Annotated in this window: 23 protein-coding genes and 1 pseudogene; 6 read left to right on the top strand and 18 right to left on the bottom strand. The window is 65.4% G+C overall.

The window, feature by feature from the left end; all coding sequences use genetic code 11:
• Positions 1–358: 358 nt before the first annotated feature.
• From JWS14_RS38910 to JWS14_RS38830, 17 genes are all read right to left on the bottom strand, one after another.
• Positions 359–1,003, bottom strand: a complete 645-nt coding sequence (locus JWS14_RS38910) for a TetR/AcrR family transcriptional regulator (protein ID WP_241031588.1) — start codon at positions 1,001–1,003, stop codon at positions 359–361.
• A 188-nt stretch (positions 1,004–1,191) separates the two neighbouring features.
• On the bottom strand, positions 1,192–2,217 hold the full coding sequence (locus tag JWS14_RS38905) for a TniQ family protein (RefSeq protein ID WP_206015547.1): 1,026 nt from the start codon (positions 2,215–2,217) through the stop codon (positions 1,192–1,194).
• Positions 2,214–3,215 (bottom strand): TniB family NTP-binding protein, encoded by a 1,002-nt coding sequence (locus JWS14_RS38900; RefSeq protein WP_241031587.1) that lies wholly within the window; start codon positions 3,213–3,215, stop codon positions 2,214–2,216. The genes JWS14_RS38905 and JWS14_RS38900 overlap by 4 nt, the downstream gene beginning before the upstream one ends.
• A gap of 35 nt (positions 3,216–3,250) precedes the next feature.
• Positions 3,251–5,350, bottom strand: a complete 2,100-nt coding sequence (locus tag JWS14_RS38895) for a Mu transposase C-terminal domain-containing protein (protein WP_206015545.1) — start codon at positions 5,348–5,350, stop codon at positions 3,251–3,253.
• A complete protein-coding gene (locus JWS14_RS38890; RefSeq protein WP_241031586.1) occupies positions 5,347–6,150 on the bottom strand; it encodes a TnsA-like heteromeric transposase endonuclease subunit in 804 nt (267 codons plus the stop codon). Before JWS14_RS38890 ends, JWS14_RS38895 begins: the two co-directional genes overlap by 4 nt.
• Positions 6,151–6,322: 172 nt before the next feature.
• Positions 6,323–6,652, bottom strand: coding sequence for a carboxymuconolactone decarboxylase family protein (locus JWS14_RS38885; protein ID WP_206015544.1), 330 nt, complete (start codon positions 6,650–6,652; stop codon positions 6,323–6,325).
• Positions 6,541–7,242, bottom strand: a complete 702-nt coding sequence (locus JWS14_RS38880; RefSeq protein WP_241031585.1) for an NADPH-dependent FMN reductase — start codon at positions 7,240–7,242, stop codon at positions 6,541–6,543. Before JWS14_RS38880 ends, JWS14_RS38885 begins: the two co-directional genes overlap by 112 nt.
• Positions 7,243–7,277: 35 nt before the next feature.
• The gene (locus tag JWS14_RS38875; RefSeq protein ID WP_009475734.1) at positions 7,278–7,772 is read right to left on the bottom strand and encodes a flavin reductase family protein; all 495 of its coding nucleotides are present in this window, start codon (positions 7,770–7,772) and stop codon (positions 7,278–7,280) included.
• Positions 7,773–7,784: 12 nt separating this feature from the next.
• Positions 7,785–8,567: an enoyl-CoA hydratase-related protein gene (locus tag JWS14_RS38870; protein ID WP_206015543.1), complete on the bottom strand. Its 783-nt coding sequence runs from the start codon at positions 8,565–8,567 to the stop codon at positions 7,785–7,787.
• Between the two features lie 71 nt (positions 8,568–8,638).
• A complete protein-coding gene (locus tag JWS14_RS38865) occupies positions 8,639–9,034 on the bottom strand; it encodes a RidA family protein (protein ID WP_206015542.1) in 396 nt (131 codons plus the stop codon).
• A gap of 109 nt (positions 9,035–9,143) precedes the next feature.
• A complete protein-coding gene (locus JWS14_RS38860) occupies positions 9,144–10,490 on the bottom strand; it encodes an MFS transporter (RefSeq protein WP_206015541.1) in 1,347 nt (448 codons plus the stop codon).
• A 65-nt stretch (positions 10,491–10,555) separates the two neighbouring features.
• Complete coding sequence (locus JWS14_RS38855) at positions 10,556–11,404, bottom strand: amidohydrolase family protein (RefSeq protein WP_206015540.1); 849 nt, start codon at positions 11,402–11,404, stop codon at positions 10,556–10,558.
• A gap of 5 nt (positions 11,405–11,409) precedes the next feature.
• Complete coding sequence (locus tag JWS14_RS38850; protein WP_206015539.1) at positions 11,410–11,805, bottom strand: RidA family protein; 396 nt, start codon at positions 11,803–11,805, stop codon at positions 11,410–11,412.
• Positions 11,806–11,829: 24 nt separating this feature from the next.
• Complete coding sequence (locus tag JWS14_RS38845; protein WP_206015538.1) at positions 11,830–13,002, bottom strand: LLM class flavin-dependent oxidoreductase; 1,173 nt, start codon at positions 13,000–13,002, stop codon at positions 11,830–11,832.
• 200 nt (positions 13,003–13,202) lie between these two features.
• Positions 13,203–13,904, bottom strand: a complete 702-nt coding sequence (locus JWS14_RS38840) for an SDR family oxidoreductase (RefSeq protein ID WP_206015537.1) — start codon at positions 13,902–13,904, stop codon at positions 13,203–13,205.
• A complete protein-coding gene (locus tag JWS14_RS38835) occupies positions 13,901–14,350 on the bottom strand; it encodes a hypothetical protein (RefSeq protein ID WP_206015536.1) in 450 nt (149 codons plus the stop codon). Before JWS14_RS38835 ends, JWS14_RS38840 begins: the two co-directional genes overlap by 4 nt.
• Positions 14,347–14,763 (bottom strand): MaoC/PaaZ C-terminal domain-containing protein, encoded by a 417-nt coding sequence (locus JWS14_RS38830; protein ID WP_259376110.1) that lies wholly within the window; start codon positions 14,761–14,763, stop codon positions 14,347–14,349. Before JWS14_RS38830 ends, JWS14_RS38835 begins: the two co-directional genes overlap by 4 nt.
• Positions 14,764–15,117: 354 nt before the next feature.
• Between JWS14_RS38830 and JWS14_RS38825 the strand changes: the two genes are divergently transcribed.
• The 4 genes from JWS14_RS38825 (at position 15,118) to JWS14_RS38810 (ending at position 19,516) form a co-directional block, all read left to right on the top strand.
• Positions 15,118–16,269: an acyl-CoA dehydrogenase family protein gene (locus JWS14_RS38825; protein ID WP_206015535.1), complete on the top strand. Its 1,152-nt coding sequence runs from the start codon at positions 15,118–15,120 to the stop codon at positions 16,267–16,269.
• Entirely contained in the window at positions 16,269–17,294 is a 1,026-nt protein-coding gene (locus JWS14_RS38820; RefSeq protein WP_206015534.1) for an acyl-CoA dehydrogenase family protein, read from the top strand. Before JWS14_RS38825 ends, JWS14_RS38820 begins: the two co-directional genes overlap by 1 nt.
• 635 nt (positions 17,295–17,929) lie before the next feature.
• Positions 17,930–18,526, top strand: a complete 597-nt coding sequence (locus JWS14_RS52245) for a helix-turn-helix domain-containing protein (RefSeq protein ID WP_206015533.1) — start codon at positions 17,930–17,932, stop codon at positions 18,524–18,526.
• A 438-nt stretch (positions 18,527–18,964) separates the two neighbouring features.
• On the top strand, positions 18,965–19,516 hold the full coding sequence (locus JWS14_RS38810) for a TIGR03086 family metal-binding protein (protein WP_241031583.1): 552 nt from the start codon (positions 18,965–18,967) through the stop codon (positions 19,514–19,516).
• Positions 19,517–19,984: 468 nt separating this feature from the next.
• On the opposite strand, the gene JWS14_RS50390 is transcribed toward JWS14_RS38810, so the two are convergent.
• On the bottom strand, positions 19,985–20,308 hold the full coding sequence (locus JWS14_RS50390) for an aminopeptidase P family protein (protein ID WP_259376028.1): 324 nt from the start codon (positions 20,306–20,308) through the stop codon (positions 19,985–19,987).
• A 333-nt stretch (positions 20,309–20,641) separates the two neighbouring features.
• On the opposite strand from JWS14_RS50390, the gene JWS14_RS38800 reads away from it, so the two are divergent.
• The gene (locus JWS14_RS38800; protein ID WP_206015532.1) at positions 20,642–21,292 is read left to right on the top strand and encodes a pyridoxamine 5'-phosphate oxidase family protein; all 651 of its coding nucleotides are present in this window, start codon (positions 20,642–20,644) and stop codon (positions 21,290–21,292) included.
• A gap of 140 nt (positions 21,293–21,432) precedes the next feature.
• Positions 21,433–21,829, top strand: a pseudogene (locus JWS14_RS38795) (class I SAM-dependent methyltransferase); the annotation flags it as partial.
• Positions 21,830–21,901: the final 72 nt, after the last annotated feature.

Genomic DNA, 21,901 nt, shown 5'->3' with positions numbered 1-21,901 from the left:
AACGGAGCACCGATCTCGGATATCTCGCGGAACGACCGCCTGAAGTCACTGATTCAGGCTGGAGCGCGTCCGGTGCGTGAGGCTTCTCGACAACAGTGGAACGCCTTCCAGCCAGGAAGCGTGCCGCCGGCTCAACAGATAAACGAAGTTCATCTGCGCTTACATACTAACCGGGCGGTACGTAACGTTGTGAGATGACGTTACCGCACTACGCGTCAGGGGGTCAAGAGATCGTGACCGTATTACTGGGACCGCGGTTCACCCGGATACCGCGAACCCGCCGCATCACGGTAGGCGCTAACGAGTACGGCCTCCACGAAGGGACAATCGTGGAGGCCGGGTGGTCGAAGAGTGCAGCTCAGGCGTCCGCTGGTCGCTCGATCAGTCCGTCGATGAGGATGTCGGCGTAGATGGTGCCGATTTCGCGGGGGGTTACCGAGCCCTTCAGGTCCAGCCAGACGTGTGTCCACGCCCCCATGCCGATGATCCCGAATGCCACCAGTCGTGCCGGGCCCTTTTTTCGGAACACACCCTCCTGCATCCCGCGCTCGATCACGTCGACGAAGAAGCGCTCGAACTCGTCACGCTTCTGCTGGATCTCGGCGAAGACGTCAGTGGGCAGGAACTTCCGTTCCTGCATGAACACCGTGATCTCCGCCTTGTAGATCGACATCGGTTCGAGTAACGCCTCGGTGATCAGTCGTCGCAGGATCTGATCCGGACTCTGTTCCTTGTCCGCCATGACACTGCGCGCACGCCCGAGCTGATAATTGATGAACTCGTCGTGCACCCGGTATAGCAGGTCTTCTTTGCTCTCGAAATGGTGATAGAAGGCGCCCTTGGTCAGCTCCGCTGCATCGACGATGCTCTGGACAGACGTTGCCGCGTATCCGTTCCGCTCGAAAAGTTCGACCGCGTTCTCGAGCAGGGCACGCCGAGCTCCCTCGGGGTCGCGGACCCTACGGCCGCTCGTCTTGCCACTCGAAACCTTCGGCCTCGCCATGAAACTTCCTCCCTGGCTGTTCAGCCCGCCGTCCATCGCCGAGTGCGCCTTCCATCTCGAACACTCTGCGCGGAGCGGGTAGGCGCGATGCTACGGCACGTGTCCCTTCTCGTTTGTTCTGGCGAGGTTGATGTCGGTTGACCTGGGGTTCGCCAGTTGGGGGTGGTGTCGTCATTGGTCATCGTTTCTCACTTGAAGTGGCGAATTGATGGGTAGATGGCTTGGTTCATGTATGGGTTGAAGGGGTAGTGGGTGCGGACCCGTCTCCAGAACTCATCGCGGGTCTTCTGGTGGTTGCGCCGGTGTTGGATGACCCAGCTCTTGAGCGGATCGATGTAGACCGTCCAGGCGATCCGGTCGCCGAAGTTCGGTGACTGTCCGAGTTGGCGGCCGACTCGGCTGTAGAACCGGGCGAGTTCGGTGTTCGTGTCGACCATCGCGACGTGGCGACGCCATTCGAGGTCGCAGAGCACTTCGGCGAGCGCGACGGCCTCCGGCAGCACGAGCAGGCCCGTCTCCGGTCCGGAGACGGATTGCATCGCCGTCTCCCGCTGGTCCCACCGCGCGTGCAGGTGTTTGTGGACATGGTTTGGGCGGCTCCTGGACCATTCCCGAACGATGTAGTCGGCGTGCTGAAGCTGCCCCTGTGTCCAGTCGCCGTCACCGGTTCTCGAGCACAGCCGGTCGAAACGGCGATGCGCCCTGATGATTCCGGCCGTATTGGACAGGTCGACCTGGTGGGGCCGGTGTGGGGTCGTGTTCACCCATCGGCGGTGCCGTCGGCATATCTGTGGTGCGACCTTGGCGCGGACTCTGATGCGCGGGTGTCCGGGTAGTCGTGCGATGCACTCGTCACAGTGCTCACGCAGCTGGACCGACCGGTGGCCCCGGATCATCGGCTTTCCTCTGCCGGGGTCGGCCCGGATTGTGGTGTGCGCCAGGGTGGGCAGTACCTTGCGCAGTCGTGGGGCGGGGATGCCGGTGAAGGTTTCCAGTCTGTGCAGCGCGGCCGGGTTGAGCGTGATGTCATGTTTGTCGATCCATGATCGGGTCGGGGGCGCGCCGGCCGGTTCTCCCAGGGCCCGCAGCAGTGTGGTGGGGTGGGTGAGCGCGTTCGCGTCGGCGAGCCGAAAGGCGAAGGACACCACGGTCTCGCCGGCGACCGGGCGGACGCGGACGGGAAGGATCTGGGCGGGCTGTTCCCACATCCTCATCTGCCCCTCCTGCGGCCGCGGGGCGGCTCGAACTGGGCCATCGCGGCGCCGTCGAGCAGTACCGCGTCCAGGTGGGTTTTGGTGATCTTCTCGGTGCCGTCGCTGATGGCGTCGTTGGCGGCTTCGTAGATGAGCTGGTCGAGGCTGCCGATCATGCCGCCGGTGCGGGCATGCAGATAGGGTGCCTGCTCGATCAGGGTTCCCGGTTTGTGCCGGTGCAGCCGCAGCGTCTGTTCCATCGCGGCGACGAGCTTGGCCCAGTCCCGTTGGTCTTCGGCGCTGCGGTGGGTGAACGGCCCGGTCGTGACCGGGATGAACCGGCCGAGGATCTGACGGCCCCGGACCCCGGAGAACAGGCTGCTTTCCTCGAGGTCGAGTCCGGCGTATACGAAAGTGGCCGAGATGGTATCGAAGAAGTATTTGAGCTGGTCGGAGGCGTCCTTGCCCTTGCGGGTGGTCAGATCCAGTCGGTGGATCTCGTCGACCAGGACCATGCCGGTGCCGACCCGGCGCATCACCTCGACGACACTGTGGGCGACCGACTGCGGGCTGTCGTGGTGGCCGACCGGCAGGCCGAGGAAGCCTGCCATCTCGGTGGCCAGCGCTTTCGGACCCGCATCGGGCGGGACCACGATGTAGACGACGGGGATGCGGTCGGTGATTCCCGGGCTTCGCCGCTGCAGGTCGATCTGGAACTTCTTGCCCAGCTGCGTGATCGAGGTGGACTTGCCGGTGCCGCTGGCACCGGACACGAGCAACCCTCGGCGGCCCAGCTGTTTGCCGCGGTTGTTGATCACCAGCTTCGTTCCGGTGTGGATGATCGTGCGGATGTCCGGGGTGGCGACCAGCAGCAGCGCCGAGTGGTAGTCCTGGCGGGCCTCGTCGTAGAGCTCACGCTCCAACGGGTCCAACCGCTTCCAGTCCTCGCCGGGCAGCAGCCGCGGCGGCTCGGGGGTGGTTTGGGCGGCGAACGACGCCCAGCCCTGCTTGGTCGCCAACGAGTGGCGAACCTCCAGATCCGTCGACGTCAAGGTCACCGGCGGGCCCCCAGGTCGTCGGCGAACGGATCGAACATCCCGAACGGCACCACCTCACCGACCACCACCTCCACCGCGCCGGACTCCTCACCGGCGCTCTCCTCACCGGTTCCCGCCCCGGCGGGCAACGCCGGGACGGTGGCCGCCGCCGGCGGAGCGGTCAGTTCGGTGGGCAGGTGGTTGGTCATCTCGCGGGCAGTTCGGGTGCGCGCCAACACCCGATCGGCACCGGGGCCGGTTTCTGCGCGACGCAGCAGCGCGGCGAGGATCACCGCGACGGCCATCTCGTTGGTGTCGTCGACGCCGCGCTGCGCGGCGATGTTGCGGGAGGCCCGCCAGGTGAAGTCGGCGAACGGCTGGCCCACCACCGTGTGATGGGTCCACGGCGCGGTGATCCAGCCGTGGCCGTGGTGGTTGCGCACCCAGACCCGTGACACGTCGTAGGGGTCGTAGTGAACTTCCCACCGGCCGCCCTTGGCGGTCACCCCGGAGCTCTGGTGCGCGTGGACACGCAGTTCCGGGCTGTTGTAGGTGCGGTACTCGATCTGGATGCCCGTGTCGGTGATCGCCCGCCAGTCCGCGGGCAACAACTCGATGTAGTCCTCGCCGGTCAGCGCGACCGGGACGTAGCCGGCGGCCGCGACCAGCGCGGCATAGGCATCGTTGGGCGAGGTCGCCTGATCGGGGTTGAACGGGTGTCGCAGCCCCTCATGGGGACGGGTCTGCCACCCGCAGATGACCCACTCGTCGAACAGCTCCTGAAGCTCGGGCAGCGACCAGACGGCGCGCTCGGCGACATCGGCGCCCCGGCGGGTGACGTCACGGCCGGTGTAGCCGGCGACGTGCTGACAGAACAGGGTGTTGATCGAGGCGAAGGTGCGCTCGACGATCGACTTGTCGGTGGCCGTCTGCTGGTGGGCCGGCTGCACCGAAATGCCCAGGGTGTCCGCCGCCCGCAGGAACACCTCCGAGAGGAACACCTTGCCGTGGTCGATGACCACGGTGTCGGGCACGATCACCGGCTTGGCGGCCGCCATCGCCATCCGCGCGTCCAACGCGACCAAACGTTGGTGCGGGATCCGCGACGCCGCCATCGCCAAGGCCTGGTCCCACCCCGGTCGCATCGGCTCCGGGACCGTCGCCCGCGCCAGCAGCAGCGCCGCGTCGACCGCCTTCGCCCCGACCGGCCGCAGCACCCCCGAACAGATCGTGCGGGTCGCGATGTCGATCGACAGCACGAGCTCCGCGCGTCCGATCACCCCGTCGTCCATCACCGCCATCACGTCCAGCGGAGTGGCATCGAGCTGCACCTGCTCGCCCGGCCGCGCCGCCGTCGTCGCGGTGTAGGGCCGGGGCGGCTTGTTCGCGGTCTGGCGACGCGTCACCGCCGACCCGAACGTGTGCCGCCCCTTCGACAACACCTCGAGCAGCCGGTAACACGTCGCCTGCGACGGCAGCTCCACCACACCCGGACCGTGCTCGTCGTCGAGCAATTCACGGATCTGACGGATCGCCCGCGACCTGGTGCCCGTCGAGGTGCCGGTCTGTGACCCGATCACCCTGACCGCCGCCGCGACCACCCGCTCGTCGACATGCCCGGTCGGCTTCGCGGCCCGGGCCGAGCGGGTGTCGACCAACCCCCACAGCCCCTGGTCGCGGTAGCGGGCGCGCATCCGCTGCACGGTGCGGACGCCGGTCCTGGACCCCGCCGCGGTCAACTCGGCGGCCTTGGCCTTATCCCTCGCCGCCATCGTCTGGGTCATCGGGTCGTATTCCGGGCGTGGCCGCGCATCCGCCGCCGCGCCCGGCGGCAACCCGGTCTCGATCTCGACCAGATGCCGTTCCCACTCCCGCGCGGCCGCCACCACATGCTCGGGCATCGCCTCGAGCAGCCTGACCGACTCCACCCTCGGCGCCGGGGCCGCGCCGATCAGCTCGAAATCCTCGGCCGCCAGCAGATACGACAACGCGACCACCGTGGTAGCGCCCGCATCCGACAACAACCGGATCGTCGTGCCCGAGAACGCGACCACCGTGTGGGCTTGCCCGGCAAAGATCACCCGGTCCTCGACCCGCAGAGCGCTCGGCCGGATCATGCCCTGCCCCCCGCCGCCGCCAACTCGTCCGCCAGATTCGCCACTCTCGCCAGATTCGCCACCTGCGGCGCACAGCGCACGACGGTGCGGTGCGACAGCACCAGCGACAGATCCGCGACCAGCAGCTGCCTCCACATCAGGTGGTACAGCACCGGCAACGTGCCCAGCGGGTCGCCCACGATCTCGGCGCCCTCCACCAACGGCCGCGGCCGCTCGAACACCTCCAGCAGCTTCGCCGCCACCGGCTCGTCGAAACACCGCGGATGCCGGTATCCCGCCAACCACCGCTGGTTGTTCACCACCACGCCGTCCAGCCGGTCCCACACCGCGTACCGCCAGTCCAGCGCCGCGCACGCCCGGCCGGTCGCCTCGAACGCCTCGCGGTCGGTCTCACCGATCAGCTCCCACGGACGCGAGTCCAGCACCAGCACACTCCCATCGGCCGAGGACACCAGAAAGTCGGGAGCGTGTCGCCGCTGCTTGCCGCCGTGCGGCCACAGCAGCCAGAACGGCTGGGACACGATCCTCACCACCGAGGCGTCGAAATCCAACGCCACCAGGTGATCTCGCTCCACCCACGACTCGAACCCGATCCGGCGGGCCATCGTGCTCGCCCAATACCAGCCCGGAAAATTCCGCTGACCTCGATACGACGGGAACGACCGCGCCGGCCGTCCCAGCTCAGCCACCACCTCAGGCAGCCACTCCCACGGCACCCGCCGCTCTTCGCCGCCCTCGGTGAGGAACACCGCCTCGAAGTCCCCGGCAGACCCCGCCTGTCCTATCTGTCCATCCAGCACCGGGACATCATCCTCGCCACATTCGATGAGAACTCGCCACCACGCCGACAGATCGCCTGATAACTCGCCATATCGGCTGAGAACCGACAGCACGTCCAGTACACCCACGGCTTGTCGGCGTACCGATCAATTATACATTCGTACCAGTCGGCATACTATGCGCCCGGCCGACCTATCGAGAGGCTTCGGGGCCGGGGAGGTCCCGAAGGATCTGGACTGCCGTCATCGCGGTGGGCCAGCCGGAGTAGAACGCGAGGTGAGTGGCGACTTCCACGAGTTCGTCGACGGTGAGGCCGTTGTCCAGTGCCGTCCGCAGATGGAAGGGCAGCTGCTCGGAGCGGTAGAGAGCAACCAAGGCAGCGACGGTGATGAGGCTTCGGTCTCGAGGTGTCAGTTCACGACGTTTCCAGATGTCGCCGAACAAGGTGTCGTCGGTGAGTTCGGCCAGCTTCGGAGCGAACGAACCGAGTGCCCGTCGGGCGGGGCCGGGCATATCGGGCATGATTGTTCCTTCGAGGTACTTGGGGCCGCGGCGTCGCCGGGTGTCCCGCGTTCATTTACGCCGGCGCAGTGCGCAGTGCGCGGTGCGTTCGTCAGCGAGGCACCTTCCCTGGACAGCCAGGTGCTGACCGTGTCCGTGAGGTGGTCGAGTTCGGAGTCCACGACGTAGAGACTCCGAGTGGGCACGACGGCACCCAGTTCGACCAGCAGCGGACGGAGGTGGACCTCGCCGGCCATGGCATGGTGTGGGGCACCGCCCACCATCACAGGCACCGCTACGACGCCGTCGAGTGAGACGGAGCCGAAACGGTCGAAGAAGGATTTGAGCAGGCCCGTGTAGGTCGCCTTGTAGGTCGGCGACGCGACGACGAGAGTGTCGACTCCGCTGACGAGCTCCATGTCCCGTTGCACCGTCGCGGAGTCGGGGTCCAGAACGTCCCCGCCGTGCATCGCCAGATCGACGACAGGGCCGACCCTGCCTCCGACCGCATCGGCAACTTGACGGCCCACCTCCAGTGCGACGGTTGCCGTCCGCGATGCCGGCCGCGGGTTTCCGACCAGAACGCCGACTGTGATGTCGCTGTGCGACATGGACTCTCCTCGATTGATCGTCAACGAGTATCGGTTCATACCTGCGATCCGACGGCCGTGAAGAATTCCCGGCGCGCATAGGCCAAGGCATGGCAATCCTCGCGCACTCCCCCGTCGACCACGGCACCGACCACGATCGTGTGATCGCCGGCCTCGACCATCTGCTCGACCCGGCACACTGCGAACGCCGCGGTGTTCTCCGCGAGCACCGGCCCGCCCAGTCCTCCGTCCGGGGCCGACCATGCATGTCCGTCGAACTTCGAGTCCGACTTGACCGCGAAGGCCAGCGCGACGCTCTCGTGGCCGTCGGCGATGTAGTTGACGGTGAAGGATCCCGACGAACGCACCGCCTGCAGGGTGTTCGACCCGTGGTCGAGGCATGCGAGGACGAGCGGGGGATCCAGCGAGACGGAGCACACCGCGGACATCGTCAGACCCTGGTGCCTGCCGTCGTCACCGGTGGCAGTGACGACTGTGGCGGGGCCTGGTGCATACGCCATGATGTCTTTGAACTTGCCCAGGTCGATCATTGTTCGTTTCTCCTAGCTGGATCGGGATGACGTGGTGCGGCCCGCGGCGCGAATCGCGTCCTGGACACCGGGGTTGTACGCACTGGCTGCCTGAGCCCAGGACTCGAATCCCAGCGTCACGTCGAAGGAATTCTCGGCGGCGAGATTCACGGCTTGTTTCATGTCGCGAGCGAGCGACGGCTGCAGATCCGCGACCGAATGTGCGAGAGTCAACGCTTCTCCGAGCGGGTCCTCGGCGTAGACGTCTGCGAGTCCCTCGTCATGGGCTTGCACGCCGTCGAGTGTGCGGCCGAGGAGAACCGTGCGCAGTGCACGTCCCCGCCCCAGCTTCTGCGTCAGGAAATAGGTGCATCCGCCTCCCTGATGCAAGCCCAATTTAGCAAAGGTGGCGCCGAATCTGGCGTTCGGCCCCGCGATGGTGATGTCGCAGGCCAACGCGAGATTCAACCCGGCACCGATCGCATGACCGTTGACGGCGGAAACCGTGGGGTATGGAAGCTCCCGCAGCCACAGGAAGCTCTTGTAGTACGACAGTTGACGGGCCCGCATGCTCGACGGGGTCGCGCCGTTCACGCCGAAGATCGCCATGAGATCCGCCCCGGCACAGAAGGAGGTCCCGGATCCGGTCACCACCAGGCACCGCGTTTCAGTGTCGGTCGACAGCTGGTCCGCTGCGTCGAGTAGCTCGAGGCGCATGGCGGGGCCGATGGCGTTCCGCTTCTCCGGGTCGTCGAGTACGAGAACCCGGACGCCGTCGTCGTGGCGCTCGATGCGAATTTTATCGAATTCTGTCATTTCTCAGTCCTTCTGCGAGGTTCCGGTCGACACCGATGAACGTGGTCCGACCGTCGGCGTTCGTTACCGACTCAGCCTGCGTCGGGACGTACCGCGACGGCCTCGATCTGAACACGCAGGTTCGAGGCGATACCGAGGACGAACGTCGACCGTGCCGGGTACGGTCCCTCACCGAAAGCGCCCTTGTATGCATCGAGGAACTCGAAGCGATATGCCTCGTCCTGCAGGTAGCAGGTGGTCTTGACGACGTCTCGCAGTGTGAGGCCTGCGTCCGCCAAGATCCTGGAGACGTTCTCGAGGCAGATCCGGGTCTCGTCGGCGATCGATTCCGCCTCCTTACGCCTCGCCATCGTCTCGGGGTCGATCGCCAGACCCGCGGCATAGACGAACACGTCGGTCGCGGTACCGGACGACAGGCCCTGCGGGCTGAAATCTCCCAGGTCGGCTGGATTCAAGTAGTCGATCATTTCGACCTCGTCTTTCGTTTGTACGATCTGGTTGGGATCTGTCTTTCTCGGGTTCAGCCCTGTCTTTGGCCGTCCCAGTCGCGAGGACCGCCTGTTTCCTTTGCGGCGCTCACGCCGTGCGTAGGTCGACGGTCCGGGTCTCACCGAGTGCGCTGACGGACAGCGCAGCCACGATGCACAGCGCGGAGATCATCACGGAAACCGCGATGCTGCCCGGGCCTCCCGGCGCGATGAAGGTTGCAGCGAGGAGCGGGCCGAGGCCGCCACCGATCATGCCGGCAAATTGGTAGCACAGGGATACGCCCGTGTAGCGGGACGCCGTCGGGAACAGCTCCGCGAGCAGTGCAGGGACCGGGCCGTTCGCCGCCGCGTTGAGCACGGTCATGCTGATGACATACGAGAGCAGGATCAGTGGGAAGCTTCCCGACGTCACCAATGGGAACATCGCGAACGCGTGGATCGCCGTGAGCAGGGCTGCGGTGACGTAGACCGGTCGCCGGCCGTATCGGTCGGAGAGCCACGCGAACAACGGGACAGTGAGAAGCATGCCAGCCGTACCGATCATCATCGCGTTGAGCAGCGTCTGGCGCGGGATCCCGAAGTCCTTGTGCGCGTATGTCACCAGCAGTGACGTCGCCACTGCGTACGCCATGAACGGTCCGGCGTAGACGCCGATTCCGAGTAGCACGCGACCCCGGCGTTCCCGAAGTAGCGCGAACAGCGGCGCGCGGCGCGGCTCCTCTTCGTTACGCTCCTTCTTCTCGGCCAGCAGGACGGGACTCTCGCGTACGCCGACCCGGATGTACATGCCGATTCCGACGAGGACGACCGTCACGAGGAAGGGTAGACGCCAACCCCAGGACAGGAACTGGTCCTCGGAGAGCCCGCCGAGCGCCGCGAAGGCCGCGAAGGACAGTAGGAGTCCGGCCGAGGCTCCCATCTGGGTTGCGCTGCCGTAGAATCCGCGGGACTTCGTGTTCGCATGTTCGACAGCCATCAAGACGGCGCCGCCCCATTCACCGCCGACGGCGATTCCCTGTATGAGACGGAGCGCCACGAGCAGGATCGGGGCGAGCACGCCGATCTTGTCGGGTGTCGGCAGCAATCCGATCGATACGGTTGCCACCCCCATGATGCTCAGGGTCCAGATGAGCGAGGATTTCCTGCCGAACCGGTCGCCGAAGTGGCCGAAGATGATTCCACCGAGCGGGCGGGCGAGGTATCCGACGGCGAGCGTGCCGAACGAGGCGATGAGCGCCACGGCGGGCGATGATCCCGCGAAGAACACCGGGGCGAACACCAGGCTCGCCGCGGTCGCATAGATGAGGAAGTCGTAGTACTCGATCGTGCTGCCGATCGCGCTGGCGATATAGACGCGGCGCCGTTGGCGAACAAGATCGTCGTTGGGCCTGTCCGTAGTTGCCCTTGGGGAGGAAGTGCCGTCGAGAGTACTCATTGCGGTCTCCGGATTCGGGGCGGGGGTGGATCGCTGGTGATCACAGCGGCCCGCTGAGTGGGGGGCTATTTCGGGAGGATGAGGTCGAGTGGCCGGTTGTAGAGGATATCCTCGACCACGTCGTGTGGGATCGGGAGTGGCATGTCGAGTTCCGAGATCGCCAGGAACTGATCGGCGGACTCTTCCGGGCAGAATGACGGGAAGTCGGAGCCGAACACCAGGCGGTCGGTGACATGGCCCTCGATGGCGAGTCGGAGCCCGTTGTAGAGCTGCCAGGTCTTCACCGGTAGCGTCGACACGTCGGCGAAGACGTTGCGGTTCTTCATCATCAGTTCGACCGTCTCGTTCATCCACGGCTTCCCGAAGTGGGCAACGAGGATGTTCGTGTCCCGGAACTCGCGGGCGACCTTGTCGAGGAACATGGGGTACGCGTATTCGTTGCACCCGTCGGGCGCGAACACGCTCGCCTGGTGGAACATGAGGAAGATACCGAGATCAGCGGCAGCACGATAGACCTCGTAGGCCTCGTCGCAGTGCGGATGGAAACCCTGATACGGCGGTGAGAGTTTCACCCCGTGAAGGCCGTATTCGCGCACGGCGCGGCGGAGTTCGTCCGCCGCGCCGGGCTGGGTCGGGTCGACGCTGCCGACCCCGATCGCCCGTTCCCGGTTGGCGTCGAGGTACTCGCCGACATAGTCGTTCGGCACCTTCATCCCGATCCGGGCCACCTGCAGGCCCAAAACCAGGAACCTCTCGACACCGGACTCCGCCATCACCCGGGTGTGCTCGGCGAGGTCCGCGCGGCCGAAGCCTGGCCGCCCGACGAGCTCGGTTCCTCGGTCGGTCCATACCGGGCCCAGATGTTCGGGCAGATAGATGTGCGTGTGCCAGTCGGTGAACGGGCGGTCGGGCATCGCGGCTATCCCTTTCTCTTCGGCCGGAGCGCGACGGCGTCGATCTCGACGCGGCAGTCGCCGGCAATGCCCACGACGAGCGTGGTGCGCGCCGGGTACGGGCCTTCCCCGAAGACCTCGGTGTACGCGGTCCAGAACTCCTTGCGATACGAATCGTCGGCCAGGTAACACGTCGTCTTCACCACGTCCCGCAGCGTGCAGCCGACAGTCTCGAGGATCCCCTGGATCTCCTCCAGCGCAATCTTCGTCTCGTTCGCGATGGTGTCGGCCTCCGGCCTACGCGCCAGCGTCTCCAGATCCAGCGCCATGCCGCCGCAGAACACGTAGTCCTTGGTCGCCACACCCGGATTCATTCCGAACCAAGGGTAGGAAAGGTCTCCGGGGTTGAGGTATTCCGTCATGAGTATTCCTTCGGATCCGGTGGATCAGTTCGCGGCGACAGCCGTGGAATCGAGTGTGCGGAGTTCCGGCATGCACTCGCTGGCGAAGAGTTTCAGGGATCTGTCGATGTCGTCGTGTGCGATGCCCGGCACGCCCATCTGCAACAGCCAGTTCTGAATGCCGTGCGACTTCGTCATCCGCGTCATCTTCTCGAGCACGGTGTCCGGCGAACCGATGAAGAGGTGATCACGATCGAACATGAGATCCCAGGGGGCCATCGCCTTGTACTTGGGATCGCTCGGGTCCTCGTCGGCGTCGAGGAAGACCCCGATACCGCGAACCCGGCAGATAAGCTCGAAGAACTCCACCACCGCCGGCTCGGCGATGCGACGCGCCTCCTCGTCCGTATCCGCGACGTACGCCATGCGCAGCACACCCACATCCTCGCCGAGTGCCGGGGTGACGCCGCTGACCTTGGCCCGCTCGTCGCGGTAGAGCTCGCAGAGGTTGTGGAGAACCTGACCGGTGGGGTACCAGGTGATCGGCTTCATACCCTTCTGAGCGGCGCGCCGGAAGCCCTCGACAGTCTCGGTGACCGCGAACAACGGCGGCATCGGCTGCTGGTACGGCTGCGGAGTGATCCCGAACGCTTGAAGCAGGCCATCCTCGCCGACCCAGCCTTCCGGATCGGGCGCACCGGGCGAGTGGATGAACTTCGTCCCCGGCTCCGGGAATGTGTAGCGCGGCCCCTTCCAACTGAACTGGCGGTCGGTCCAGATCCCCTTCACGATCGCCAGGTTTTCGTCGAAGATCCCGTAACTGTTCTCGCTGCCGTTCCAGCGGTTCGCCTCGGGATTGAGGTTCATCACCTCGATCGGCAGAATTCCCCGACCGAACGCCACATCGAGGCGGCCGTCACTGAAGTGGTCCAGGATGGCAAGATCCTCCGCCACCCTCAGCGGATGCCACAGGGTCAGCGATACCGCCGCCATCCCGAACCGGATGCGGCTCGTCCGAGCGGCCAGATCCGTCGCCAGCATGATCGGATTCGGGCTCGCATCGGTCCCGTCGACATCGAAGTGATGCTCCCCCAACCAAATACGGTCATATCCGAGCTCGTCCGCCATTACGGCATGTCGCCGCGTCGCCTCCAGCACCTCATGCCAGGACAACTCGCCCGAACGATTCGTCAACGCATACAGCAAATCCAGTTTCATACTTCACTCCAAGTCTCTGTGGCCGACCGCCGCTTCCCGACGAGAACGACCGTCGTTTCTTCAACCGGTTTTCGAGGGCTGACATCACACCGCACCCTTTCGTGACGACCATCACACGAGGGTCCCTGCGGACCAGCCCCGATGCCAGCGGGAAACTACCTATCCACTACCTGTGCACTACGTATCTGCCATGACCGCCTTCAGCCATGACTGCGACCTCCGCAGCACGGCAATACCTGTCCCGTGACATATGCCGCCTGGTCGGAGCCCAACCAAGCGACGGCTTCGGCGATATCGATGGGTTTGCCCGGGCGTTGCAGCGGAATGCGCGAGATGATGCGGTCACGCACCCTCGCGGGTACCGCATCGGTCATGTCGGTGGCGATGAAGCCCGGTGCCACGGCGTTGACGCGCAAGCGCGGCGCGTGGCTCAACGCCAGTGACCGGGTCAGACCGACTACGCCGCCCTTGGAGATGGCGTAGTTGAACTGGCCGACGTTGCCGAGGTATGCGCGTGAGCTGATATTGACCACCGCGCCACCATCGACGATCTCGTCGGCCAGTTCGGACGTCAACTCGAAGGTCGCGCCCAGGTTGATTCGATTGACGAGTCGGAAGTTCGGTTCGGTCATGTCGCCGATCAGAGCATCGCGCGTGATACCGGCGTTGTTCACCAACAAGGTCGGCTGCCCCTCTTCGGACCGTATTGCGGAGCGAATCTGCGCACGGCCCTCCGGATCGGCGATGTCGGCCTTCACTGGCGTGGCATCGATCGATGCTGCGCTGTCCCCGACCCTCGGATCCACGTCTACCAGGACCAGGCGATAGCCGTCCTTCGTCAGACGCCGGGCAATTTCGAAGCCGATACCCCGGGCCGCGCCTGTGACCACTGCAATCTTCATGGCAGAGCTGCTCCTAAATGTTCCTCGCCGAGTACGAAGGCTTGACCGTTGGCCCCGCGAGTGGCAACGAGGAGATCCACCGCGTCGGCAACCGACTTCGGTTCCACATCGTCGGCCACGGCGACGACCGTCGAGTAGCCGTTGTGTTTTCGGCGCTCGAGCGCGAGTGCGCGTGCGCCGCTGAGTAGGCCGGCTGCGACAGCCGCGTCCAGCGGTTCGGTTCGTCCCAGCAGTGCGGCCGAGCGCACGACGTAGACCACTGCACCACCGGCCGCGACTGCCTCCCGGGTCATGTCGAACGCCTGAGCCAGTTCGTCCTCGGTCTCCGCCCATTCACGAAGACCAGTCCGTGCGACGAATACGAGACCGTCACGGGGGTCTTTTCCCGCAGTCCCCGCGCCGGTCAACACCTCATTGAGTTGCGGATCGTCCGCGCGGACCCTCATACCTTCGCCTCCCGCTTCACCAATGCCACCATCTCTCCTTCTTGTACGACGACATCGTGCTGGTTGAGTACCTGCACGTGCTGGACCATGACGCCACGGTCGGGCTTCGACGTAGGAGTCAGCTCCACGACCTCGTTGGCCGCGCGAATCGTGTCGCCGATGAGCACCGGACGCACGAAGCGCCAGCGACGAATCTCGGCGAACGCCACCAGGGTGTCGTCGAAGATTCCGAGCCGGCCCCGAAGGCCTGTCACGATCGACAGAACGAGCGCTCCGTGAGCGATCCGTTCGCCGAACTGACTCTCGCGCATAGTCTGCGCATCAGTGTGCAGCGTATGAAAATCACCGGACACTCCGGCGAAGTTGACCACGTCCGCCTCCGTCACAGTGCGACGCGGAGTCTCGAACGTCATTCCGATTTCCACGTCGTCGAACCACAGTCCGGCCATGGGACACCTTTCGAGAATTCATTGCGGAACTCCGACTCGAAGCAATTTGCCGATCGGCTACCGTTCACGGAACCTTAGTACCGCCCGGTCGGTACGTCAAGCAAAAGGATGCACTCACGTGGCAGATCTCGGTACCTGCGCCGAATTAGCCACCAGCATTGCGTATATCGCCCACTTTTGCCATAGTGCGTAATCAAGACACGCGGCGTTCAACATCGACCAACATTCCAACCGGTTTGCAGACGGACATGCAGGCGCCGGGACCCAACGTGACGCAACACCCGAAACCGACTCAGCCACAACCGAAGGGATTCTCCAATGAGAGATCCGCGACTGGTTCCGCCCATAGCGTCGGACCCCCACGACATGGACGACTTACGCGCCGAAGTCCGGCAATTCGTCGACGCTCAGTTCGCTGATGGGCGCATCACTCCGCGGATCGACAGCTGGCTCACCGGCTGGCACGAGGACTTCTCGCGCGCACTCGCCGACCGGGGATGGGTCGGCATGACGATCCCAATCGAGTACGGTGGCCGCGGTCGCAGCCACCTCGAACGTTTCGTCGTCACCGAGGAACTCCTCGCTGCAGGCGCCCCGGTCGCCGCGCACTGGATCGCCGACCGCCAGATTGCACCGTCACTCCTTCTGTACGGCACCGAATTTCAAAAACAGAAGTACCTACCCGAGATCGCCCATGGCGAGTGCTACTTCGCCATCGGCATGAGTGAACCCGACACCGGATCCGACCTCGCCAGCGTCCGCACCAAAGCCACCCGCGTCGACGACGGCTGGGTCCTCAGCGGCACCAAGGTCTGGACGTCCGGCGCCCACCATGCCCATGCATTCATCTGCCTCGCCCGCACGACCCCCGTCGACCCCGCACATCGGCACGACGGACTGAGCCAGTTCATCGTCGACCTGCGCTCCCCCCGCGTCGACATCCGGCCCATCGTCTCGATGCACGGTGGGCACCATTTCAACGAAGTCATCCTCAACGACGTCTTCGTCGCCGACGACATGGTCTTCGGCACCATCGGCAGCGGCTGGCAGCAGGTCACCTCGGAACTGAGCTTCGAACGCAGCGGACCCGAACGCTTCCTGTCCACATTCCCCCTCCTCGCCGACACCGCCGAACAGATGCGGACAGGGGCAGTACCCCGACACCCCGACCTAGGCCGGTATCTCGCCCGAACAATGGGGCTGCACCAGATGTCCACCGCGGTCGCCGGAGCCCTCGGACGCCACGAATCCGCCGACGTCGCCGCGGCCGTCGTCAAAGTCCTCGGAACCACCACCGAAGGCGACATCGCCGATTTTGCCGACGTCATCACCGGTGACACCGGTCCGACCCCCCGCCGCTACCGGGCAATGATCGAGGACGCCGCCGCCCAACGCCCCGGATTCACCCTTCGCGGCGGCACCAACGAAGTTCTGCGCGGCGTGATCGCGCGGGGATTGGGAATGCGCTGATGACGACACCGACCACTGTCGACCCCGATCTTGTGGAAATGATGTCTGCGGTCTTCGCCGCTTACCGCGACCAGAATGAACCTGACGCCGGTACCGCCACGTGGGACCCAATCCTCTGGTCCCACCTCACCGATCTCGGCCTAACCCGCCTCACCGGACCAGAGGAATCCGGCGGCAGCGGAGCCGGATGGCTCGAAGCCGCGGAACTGCTCCGCGCCGCCGCAGCCAACGGCGTCCGAATCCCGCTGGCCGAACACGACCTGCTCGCCGGCTGGCTGCTCGATACCGCCGGGCTTCCCGCAGACGACGCCCGCCGCACCGTCTGCCTGCTCGATCACGCCGGAACTGCCCACCGGGTGCCCTGGGCCGCCCAATCCGACAAGATCGTCACGGTCTGGCGCGACACCCACACGTACGTTGTCGCCGACATCGAGACGAACATGCTCACCATCACGCCGGAGGCCAACATCGCCGGCGAACCCAGGGACACCGTCACCATCGACAGCGCCCACTCGGGCACTCCGGTAGCTGACGCGGTCGTCGACCAACTACTCCTGCGCGGCGCACTGATCCGATCCGTGCAGACGAGCGCCGCCCTCGATCGCATCCTCGACCTGTCAATCACGCACGCCACCGAACGCACCCAGTTCGGGCGACCGCTCGCGAAGTTTCAGGCCATACAAAACCTCGTCGCCGATATCGCCGCCGAAGCCGCACTCACCCGGGCCGCCACCGAAGCCGCCCTGAACGAAGCCGTCCGCACCGACTGGTCCGCACCGAACCTCGACGTCCTTGTCGCTGTTGCCCGTTCCTGCGCCGGGCACGCCGCCTCCATCGTCGTCCGTAATGCCCACCAGGTGCACGGAGCGATCGGCACCACCCGCGAGCACCGCCTGCACGAGTTCACCCAACCTGCCCTCGCGTGGCGCTCCGAATTCGGCTCCCTCCTCCACTGGGACGACATGCTCACCACCGCATCCATCACGGCAGGCCGACAGAACCTGTGGTGCCTCGTCACCGCATAATCGTCCGGCCGCCAATGACCAATGAATTGAGTAGTGCCGAATGACATTCGCTCTTGCACAGAGAATTACGGAATCCTTTCGCGTTCTCGCGCACACTCGTGTGGCCGCGCGAGAGTTCGAGTTCTGGACTGCCATGACCAGCCCGGCTTCCACACCTGATCCGAGAAGACCGGTCGACGCCTTTGGCGGCCTCGACACGAGCGACAGCGACGGCTCCAGGGAAGACGCCCGATGAGTGACTGCCAGGACTTACCCCGCGAAGCACGCGAACTCATCACCCTCGCTCGGCAATGGATTCCTTACGGCGGGGTTCCCGCAGAGCTTGTCTTCCAGACATTCGGAATCACCGAGCACCAGTTCATCGACAGGCTATGGACAGTAGTGCAGGATACTCGCTGCGATCCGCATCTCGTCCGTGCGCTTTCCTCCACCTATCCGTGCCGGCGGTCGCACTGGGGAGTATCCACGACGCGAGGACGCTCACCCGACTGACCAGCCGACCGCGCCGGCGAAACCACGCGTGCGGCAGTTGTTCGGACGCCACCGTGAACCCACTCGTTAGTTAGTTAAAGATGTTTCGGTAATAGGGTGTGTCGTTGCGCGTGATTCGCACCGTGCTGCTTGATCATTGATGAATGGCAGGGAAGGAAACCGGTTCCGGCGTTGGGTCCGACGCCCGGAAAGTCAAGCGGCGCGGCGGTCGCCGTGACCTCGGGGCGTTGCGTGACCGGCGGATGCAGGCCGCGGAGATGTTCGCCGCAGGGCGGCGGCAGGTGGATGTCGCGGTCGAGTTGGAGGTCTCCCAGCAGACCGCCTCACGCTGGCATCGACAGTGGATCGAAGGAGGCAACGAGGCATTGGAAGGTGCCGGTCGCGCGGGACGTCGGCCCCGGCCGAACCCCGAGGTGCTCGACTCCCGCGACGGCCAGCCACCCTGCACAGGCCTCTTCGGCACCCTCGGGCGACTTGTGGCAGGCGAACATCGCACCCCCGACCTCCACCTCGCGACCGGGACCACCGGACGTGGCGGCGAGCGCGTCAAACCTCTCGCGGCCGAACCTTCCGGGCGCCACGTCGCGCCGCCACGGGCACCGTCAGCGTCGGTGGTTTTTCGTCCGTCGACCGCCATGAGCGCGAGTTCAGTGCATCCGTGCCGGCACTCGTCATGCAGCCCCGGCGCGACGATCGTGTGGGCCAGAATGTCGGTCGCGGTTCGGCGGGTCTGCGCGTAGTCCCACCCACGTGCACACCGTCAGCGAGGCGTCCCGGCCGAGCCTGATGATGTTCGCCGGCCACCCCCAGGACCTCCACCTCGACATCCTCGTCGAGCAACCAGTTCCGTCAACGACTTGTCGGCCCACGGTCGCGTGCGGATGATCCGGTCCGGTGCGATGTCCTGGCCGCGCAGTATTCCCCTCGGCAACCACGGCGCCGACGGACAGACCGAGATACACCGCGGTCAGCCCCCCTCATCGCAGCTGTTCCCTTCAGCGCTGACAGGTCTCGGGGCCCATCGTCACGGCTCGGCATCGGGCCCCGGAGCCCCCGTGTCGGGGGCGGAAGATCTCCCGGTTCAGGCTGAGCGGCGGCCGGTGTGGGCCGCTGCGTGCGCAAAAACTGCCCTCTACCAGCACAGATTCGGTGAGGCGCGGTTGACGTACGGTGTGGGGATGGGATCGCCCATCACCAGTCTGTACGCGCGCGTGGCGCAGGACTTCACCGATCGTCTCCTGGGCTGCCCGCAGGACCGCTGGAACTCGGCCTCCCCCTGCCCGGGCTGGACCGCCTGGGACGTCGCCGCCCATGTGGTGGGTAACCACCGACGGGCCTGCGCAGGGCTCAGGGGACACGACTACCGGGTGCCGACCGCCGGGGAGGACGTGGTGGCCGCATGGCTGGATGCGACGGCCGGGGTACAGGCCGCCCTCAAGTCGGAGGCGACCGCCCAGCAGGTACTGGGTGCCGAGTTCGGCAACCTGCCTTTCGAGCAATTCGTCCGGCGGATGGCGTGCGCCGACACGCTGATTCATACCTGGGATTTCGCGCACGCCACCGGGCAGGACGAACACCTCGATCCCGAGGCAGTCGAGCTGGCCCGAACCTTTCTGATCGCAGAAGACGACCAGATCCGGCTCCCCCACGCCTTCGGGGCCAAGGTGGCGCCCACAGACAACGCCGACGCCCAGACCCAGCTGTTGAACTTCCTGGGCCGCACCACCTAACAGAACGAACTACGTGACGCACAGAGTCCGCCGCACGGCCCTATTCCCGGTGACCAGAATCCGGCAGCCGTCGCACCATCCTCTCCGCGCGGCGAGATCGGCTGTGCTGACGGAGAACACCGCACCCTCAATCCACGACCAGGAACCGGCGGACGAGGGGAACGGATGCCGATCACCGCCGCTGCGGACGATCACCACCGGATCGGTGATCACAACCTCCCCAAGCCGGCACCCGGCGATCTTTACCGTCCCCGGCAGCCCACTCCCGCCCAAACATCGCCACCTGCACCTCCCGCACACGCAGGGTGCCGTACGAGAACAACTGTCCCCGGCGACCTTCTCGTGCGGGAACTCCCCGACCAGATGACCAGCAATCGGAGATCGGAGAACCGAACTCGAACCCCGCCTCACCAGCCAGTTCGACCATCAGCGCCACACAATTGCGCACCCGTGATGTCCGGATGCGCATCAAAACAATCGCGACCCCGCTGCCACACCGGCTCCACAGCGTCGCGCAGCGCGATCTTCGCCCAGCACATAGGCGCGTCCGAAACCGGCCTCCCACCCCCCGAAGATCGGCCCGAAATCGAGGAAGACGACGTCATCGTCAGCGATCCTCAGATCCGGCGGGTTCGACCGGTACGGCTCGAGCGTGTTGACCCCGGAACGGACGATCCGCTTGTGCCAGAACCGGCGCGTGCCGAACATCTCGTCCGCCAGGTCCCGAACCCCGTCCCTGACCTGAGATTCGGAAGCGCCAGGGGCGATAGACCCCGCACGAGGCGTGCACAAACCGTCGGCATCAGAACTGGGAGACGGTCATCGTCACATGTGGGACGACCGCGACAGTGTGCGGTACGTCGTCGCCGAACGATGCCGCGTTCTTTGCAGCATTCGACGGCGTCACCGAGATCGGCGGACTCGACCTCTCTGGGGATGTACTGGCCGTGCCGGACGGAGGTCGAGGGGACTGGACGGCGGTCGAGGACATCGCCCGGGGCGAACTTTTCACACCTTGGTGAGGCGTTTTCACCCCTGGGGTGGCTGTTCGCGCCGGGCGCCCGGCGCGATGCTGATACGGCTGTTACACAGCAACACGTTTCTCGACAGATCAGGGAGACGCAGATGTCCGGCGCCGATCACACCGTGCTCGAGGGCGCCGAGGTCGACACCCCGGCGCGAGGAACCCGTGGCGAACAGGTCATGCAAGCGGAGCTGGGAACCGAGTGCCGCGCGGAGCGGTTCTACGCCCACCAAATGTGCCGGGTTCTGCATCCGGCGATGATCGAGTTCATCGACAGGATGGAACTGCTCTTCATCGGGACTGCGGCAGCAGACGGTTCGTGTGACGTCTCGCTGCGGGCGGGACCGCCCGGCTTCATCCATGTCTTCTCCCCCGACCTGCTCGGATACCCCGAATACCGGGGCAACGGGGTGATGGCCAGCCTGGGCAATATCGTCGAGAACCCGCACATCGGATTGTTCATGGCCGACTTCGCCGACGACCTGATCGGCCTGCACGTCAACGGAACAGCACGCATCGTCGCCGACGACGAACTGTGCCGCACACAGCCGGACCTGCCGCTCGAGCGGGTGCGCGATCGCGCCGCCGAGCGGTGGGTCCTGGTGCAGGTCGACGAGGCATATATCCATTGCCGCAAGCACATACCGCAGATGGTGCCCGTCCCCCGCGACCGCGATTGGGGCACCGACGACCAACGACGCAAGGGCGGTGACTATTTCGGGGTCGCCGCCGACCGCACGGGTCATCCATAGTCAGGGTCGACGAGTTCGTCGCTGTCACTCGCCTTGCCGGTCGTGGGGCAAGACGTGAGCTTCATGCAGGCGCGGGTGCGCGGCGTTCGACGGTGAGTCGGCCGACGAGTTTTCCCGACGGGTTGAGGTCAGGAGCTGGAATGTCGCAATTCAAGCCCTTCTTCACCCAGGTGCAGTCCCACTACGACCTGTCCGACGACTTCTTTCGGCTGTTCCTCGATCCGAGCATGACCTACAGCTGCGCCTACTTCCCGCGCGAGGACATGACGCTCCAACAAGCGCAACGGGCCAAGATCGACCTCTCGCTCGGCAAATGCGACCTGCAGCCGGGCATGACGCTGCTCGACATCGGCTGCGGCTGGGGTTCGACCATGCTCCGCGCCCACGAAAAATACGATGTCAACGTCATCGGCCTCACCCTCAGCGACAACCAATACCAGACGCGTCACCGAACTCCTGTCAGGTCTGCCGGGGACGCGGACCGCCCAGGTCCGCCTGCAGGGCTGGGAGGAGTTCGACGAGCCGGTGGACCGGCTCCAGCGTCACCGACCGGACCTGGCTGGACCGTATCCTCCGCGGACGGCCGGTGTTGATGATCGCCGAGGGACT

It is taken from the genome of Rhodococcus koreensis, assembly GCF_017068375.1.
Taxonomy (GTDB): Bacteria; Actinomycetota; Actinomycetes; order Mycobacteriales; family Mycobacteriaceae; genus Rhodococcus_F; species Rhodococcus_F koreensis.
Note: the sequence above shows the minus strand (reverse complement) of the source record. Positions and strands in the feature narration are given on the sequence as shown.

Excerpts from the sequence above, each read along its gene's own strand:
- JWS14_RS38910 (WP_241031588.1), bottom strand. The coding sequence starts at position 1,003 with ATGGCGAGGCCGAAGGTTTCGAGTGGCAAGACGAGCGGCCGTAGGGTC.
- JWS14_RS38905 (WP_206015547.1), bottom strand. The coding sequence starts at position 2,217 with ATGAGGATGTGGGAACAGCCCGCCCAGATCCTTCCCGTCCGCGTCCGC.
- JWS14_RS38895 (WP_206015545.1), bottom strand. The coding sequence starts at position 5,350 with ATGATCCGGCCGAGCGCTCTGCGGGTCGAGGACCGGGTGATCTTTGCC.
- JWS14_RS38885 (WP_206015544.1), bottom strand. The coding sequence starts at position 6,652 with ATGCCCGATATGCCCGGCCCCGCCCGACGGGCACTCGGTTCGTTCGCT.
- JWS14_RS38880 (WP_241031585.1), bottom strand. The coding sequence starts at position 7,242 with ATGTCGCACAGCGACATCACAGTCGGCGTTCTGGTCGGAAACCCGCGG.
- JWS14_RS38875 (WP_009475734.1), bottom strand. The coding sequence starts at position 7,772 with ATGATCGACCTGGGCAAGTTCAAAGACATCATGGCGTATGCACCAGGC.
- JWS14_RS38870 (WP_206015543.1), bottom strand. The coding sequence starts at position 8,567 with ATGACAGAATTCGATAAAATTCGCATCGAGCGCCACGACGACGGCGTC.
- JWS14_RS38865 (WP_206015542.1), bottom strand. The coding sequence starts at position 9,034 with ATGATCGACTACTTGAATCCAGCCGACCTGGGAGATTTCAGCCCGCAG.
- JWS14_RS38860 (WP_206015541.1), bottom strand. The coding sequence starts at position 10,490 with ATGAGTACTCTCGACGGCACTTCCTCCCCAAGGGCAACTACGGACAGG.
- JWS14_RS38855 (WP_206015540.1), bottom strand. The coding sequence starts at position 11,404 with ATGCCCGACCGCCCGTTCACCGACTGGCACACGCACATCTATCTGCCC.
- JWS14_RS38850 (WP_206015539.1), bottom strand. The coding sequence starts at position 11,805 with ATGACGGAATACCTCAACCCCGGAGACCTTTCCTACCCTTGGTTCGGA.
- JWS14_RS38845 (WP_206015538.1), bottom strand. The coding sequence starts at position 13,002 with ATGAAACTGGATTTGCTGTATGCGTTGACGAATCGTTCGGGCGAGTTG.
- JWS14_RS38840 (WP_206015537.1), bottom strand. The coding sequence starts at position 13,904 with ATGAAGATTGCAGTGGTCACAGGCGCGGCCCGGGGTATCGGCTTCGAA.
- JWS14_RS38835 (WP_206015536.1), bottom strand. The coding sequence starts at position 14,350 with ATGAGGGTCCGCGCGGACGATCCGCAACTCAATGAGGTGTTGACCGGC.
- JWS14_RS38830 (WP_259376110.1), bottom strand. The coding sequence starts at position 14,763 with ATGACGTTCGAGACTCCGCGTCGCACTGTGACGGAGGCGGACGTGGTC.
- JWS14_RS38825 (WP_206015535.1), top strand. The coding sequence starts at position 15,118 with ATGAGAGATCCGCGACTGGTTCCGCCCATAGCGTCGGACCCCCACGAC.
- JWS14_RS38820 (WP_206015534.1), top strand. The coding sequence starts at position 16,269 with ATGACGACACCGACCACTGTCGACCCCGATCTTGTGGAAATGATGTCT.
- JWS14_RS52245 (WP_206015533.1), top strand. The coding sequence starts at position 17,930 with ATGGCAGGGAAGGAAACCGGTTCCGGCGTTGGGTCCGACGCCCGGAAA.
- JWS14_RS38810 (WP_241031583.1), top strand. The coding sequence starts at position 18,965 with ATGGGATCGCCCATCACCAGTCTGTACGCGCGCGTGGCGCAGGACTTC.
- JWS14_RS38800 (WP_206015532.1), top strand. The coding sequence starts at position 20,642 with ATGTCCGGCGCCGATCACACCGTGCTCGAGGGCGCCGAGGTCGACACC.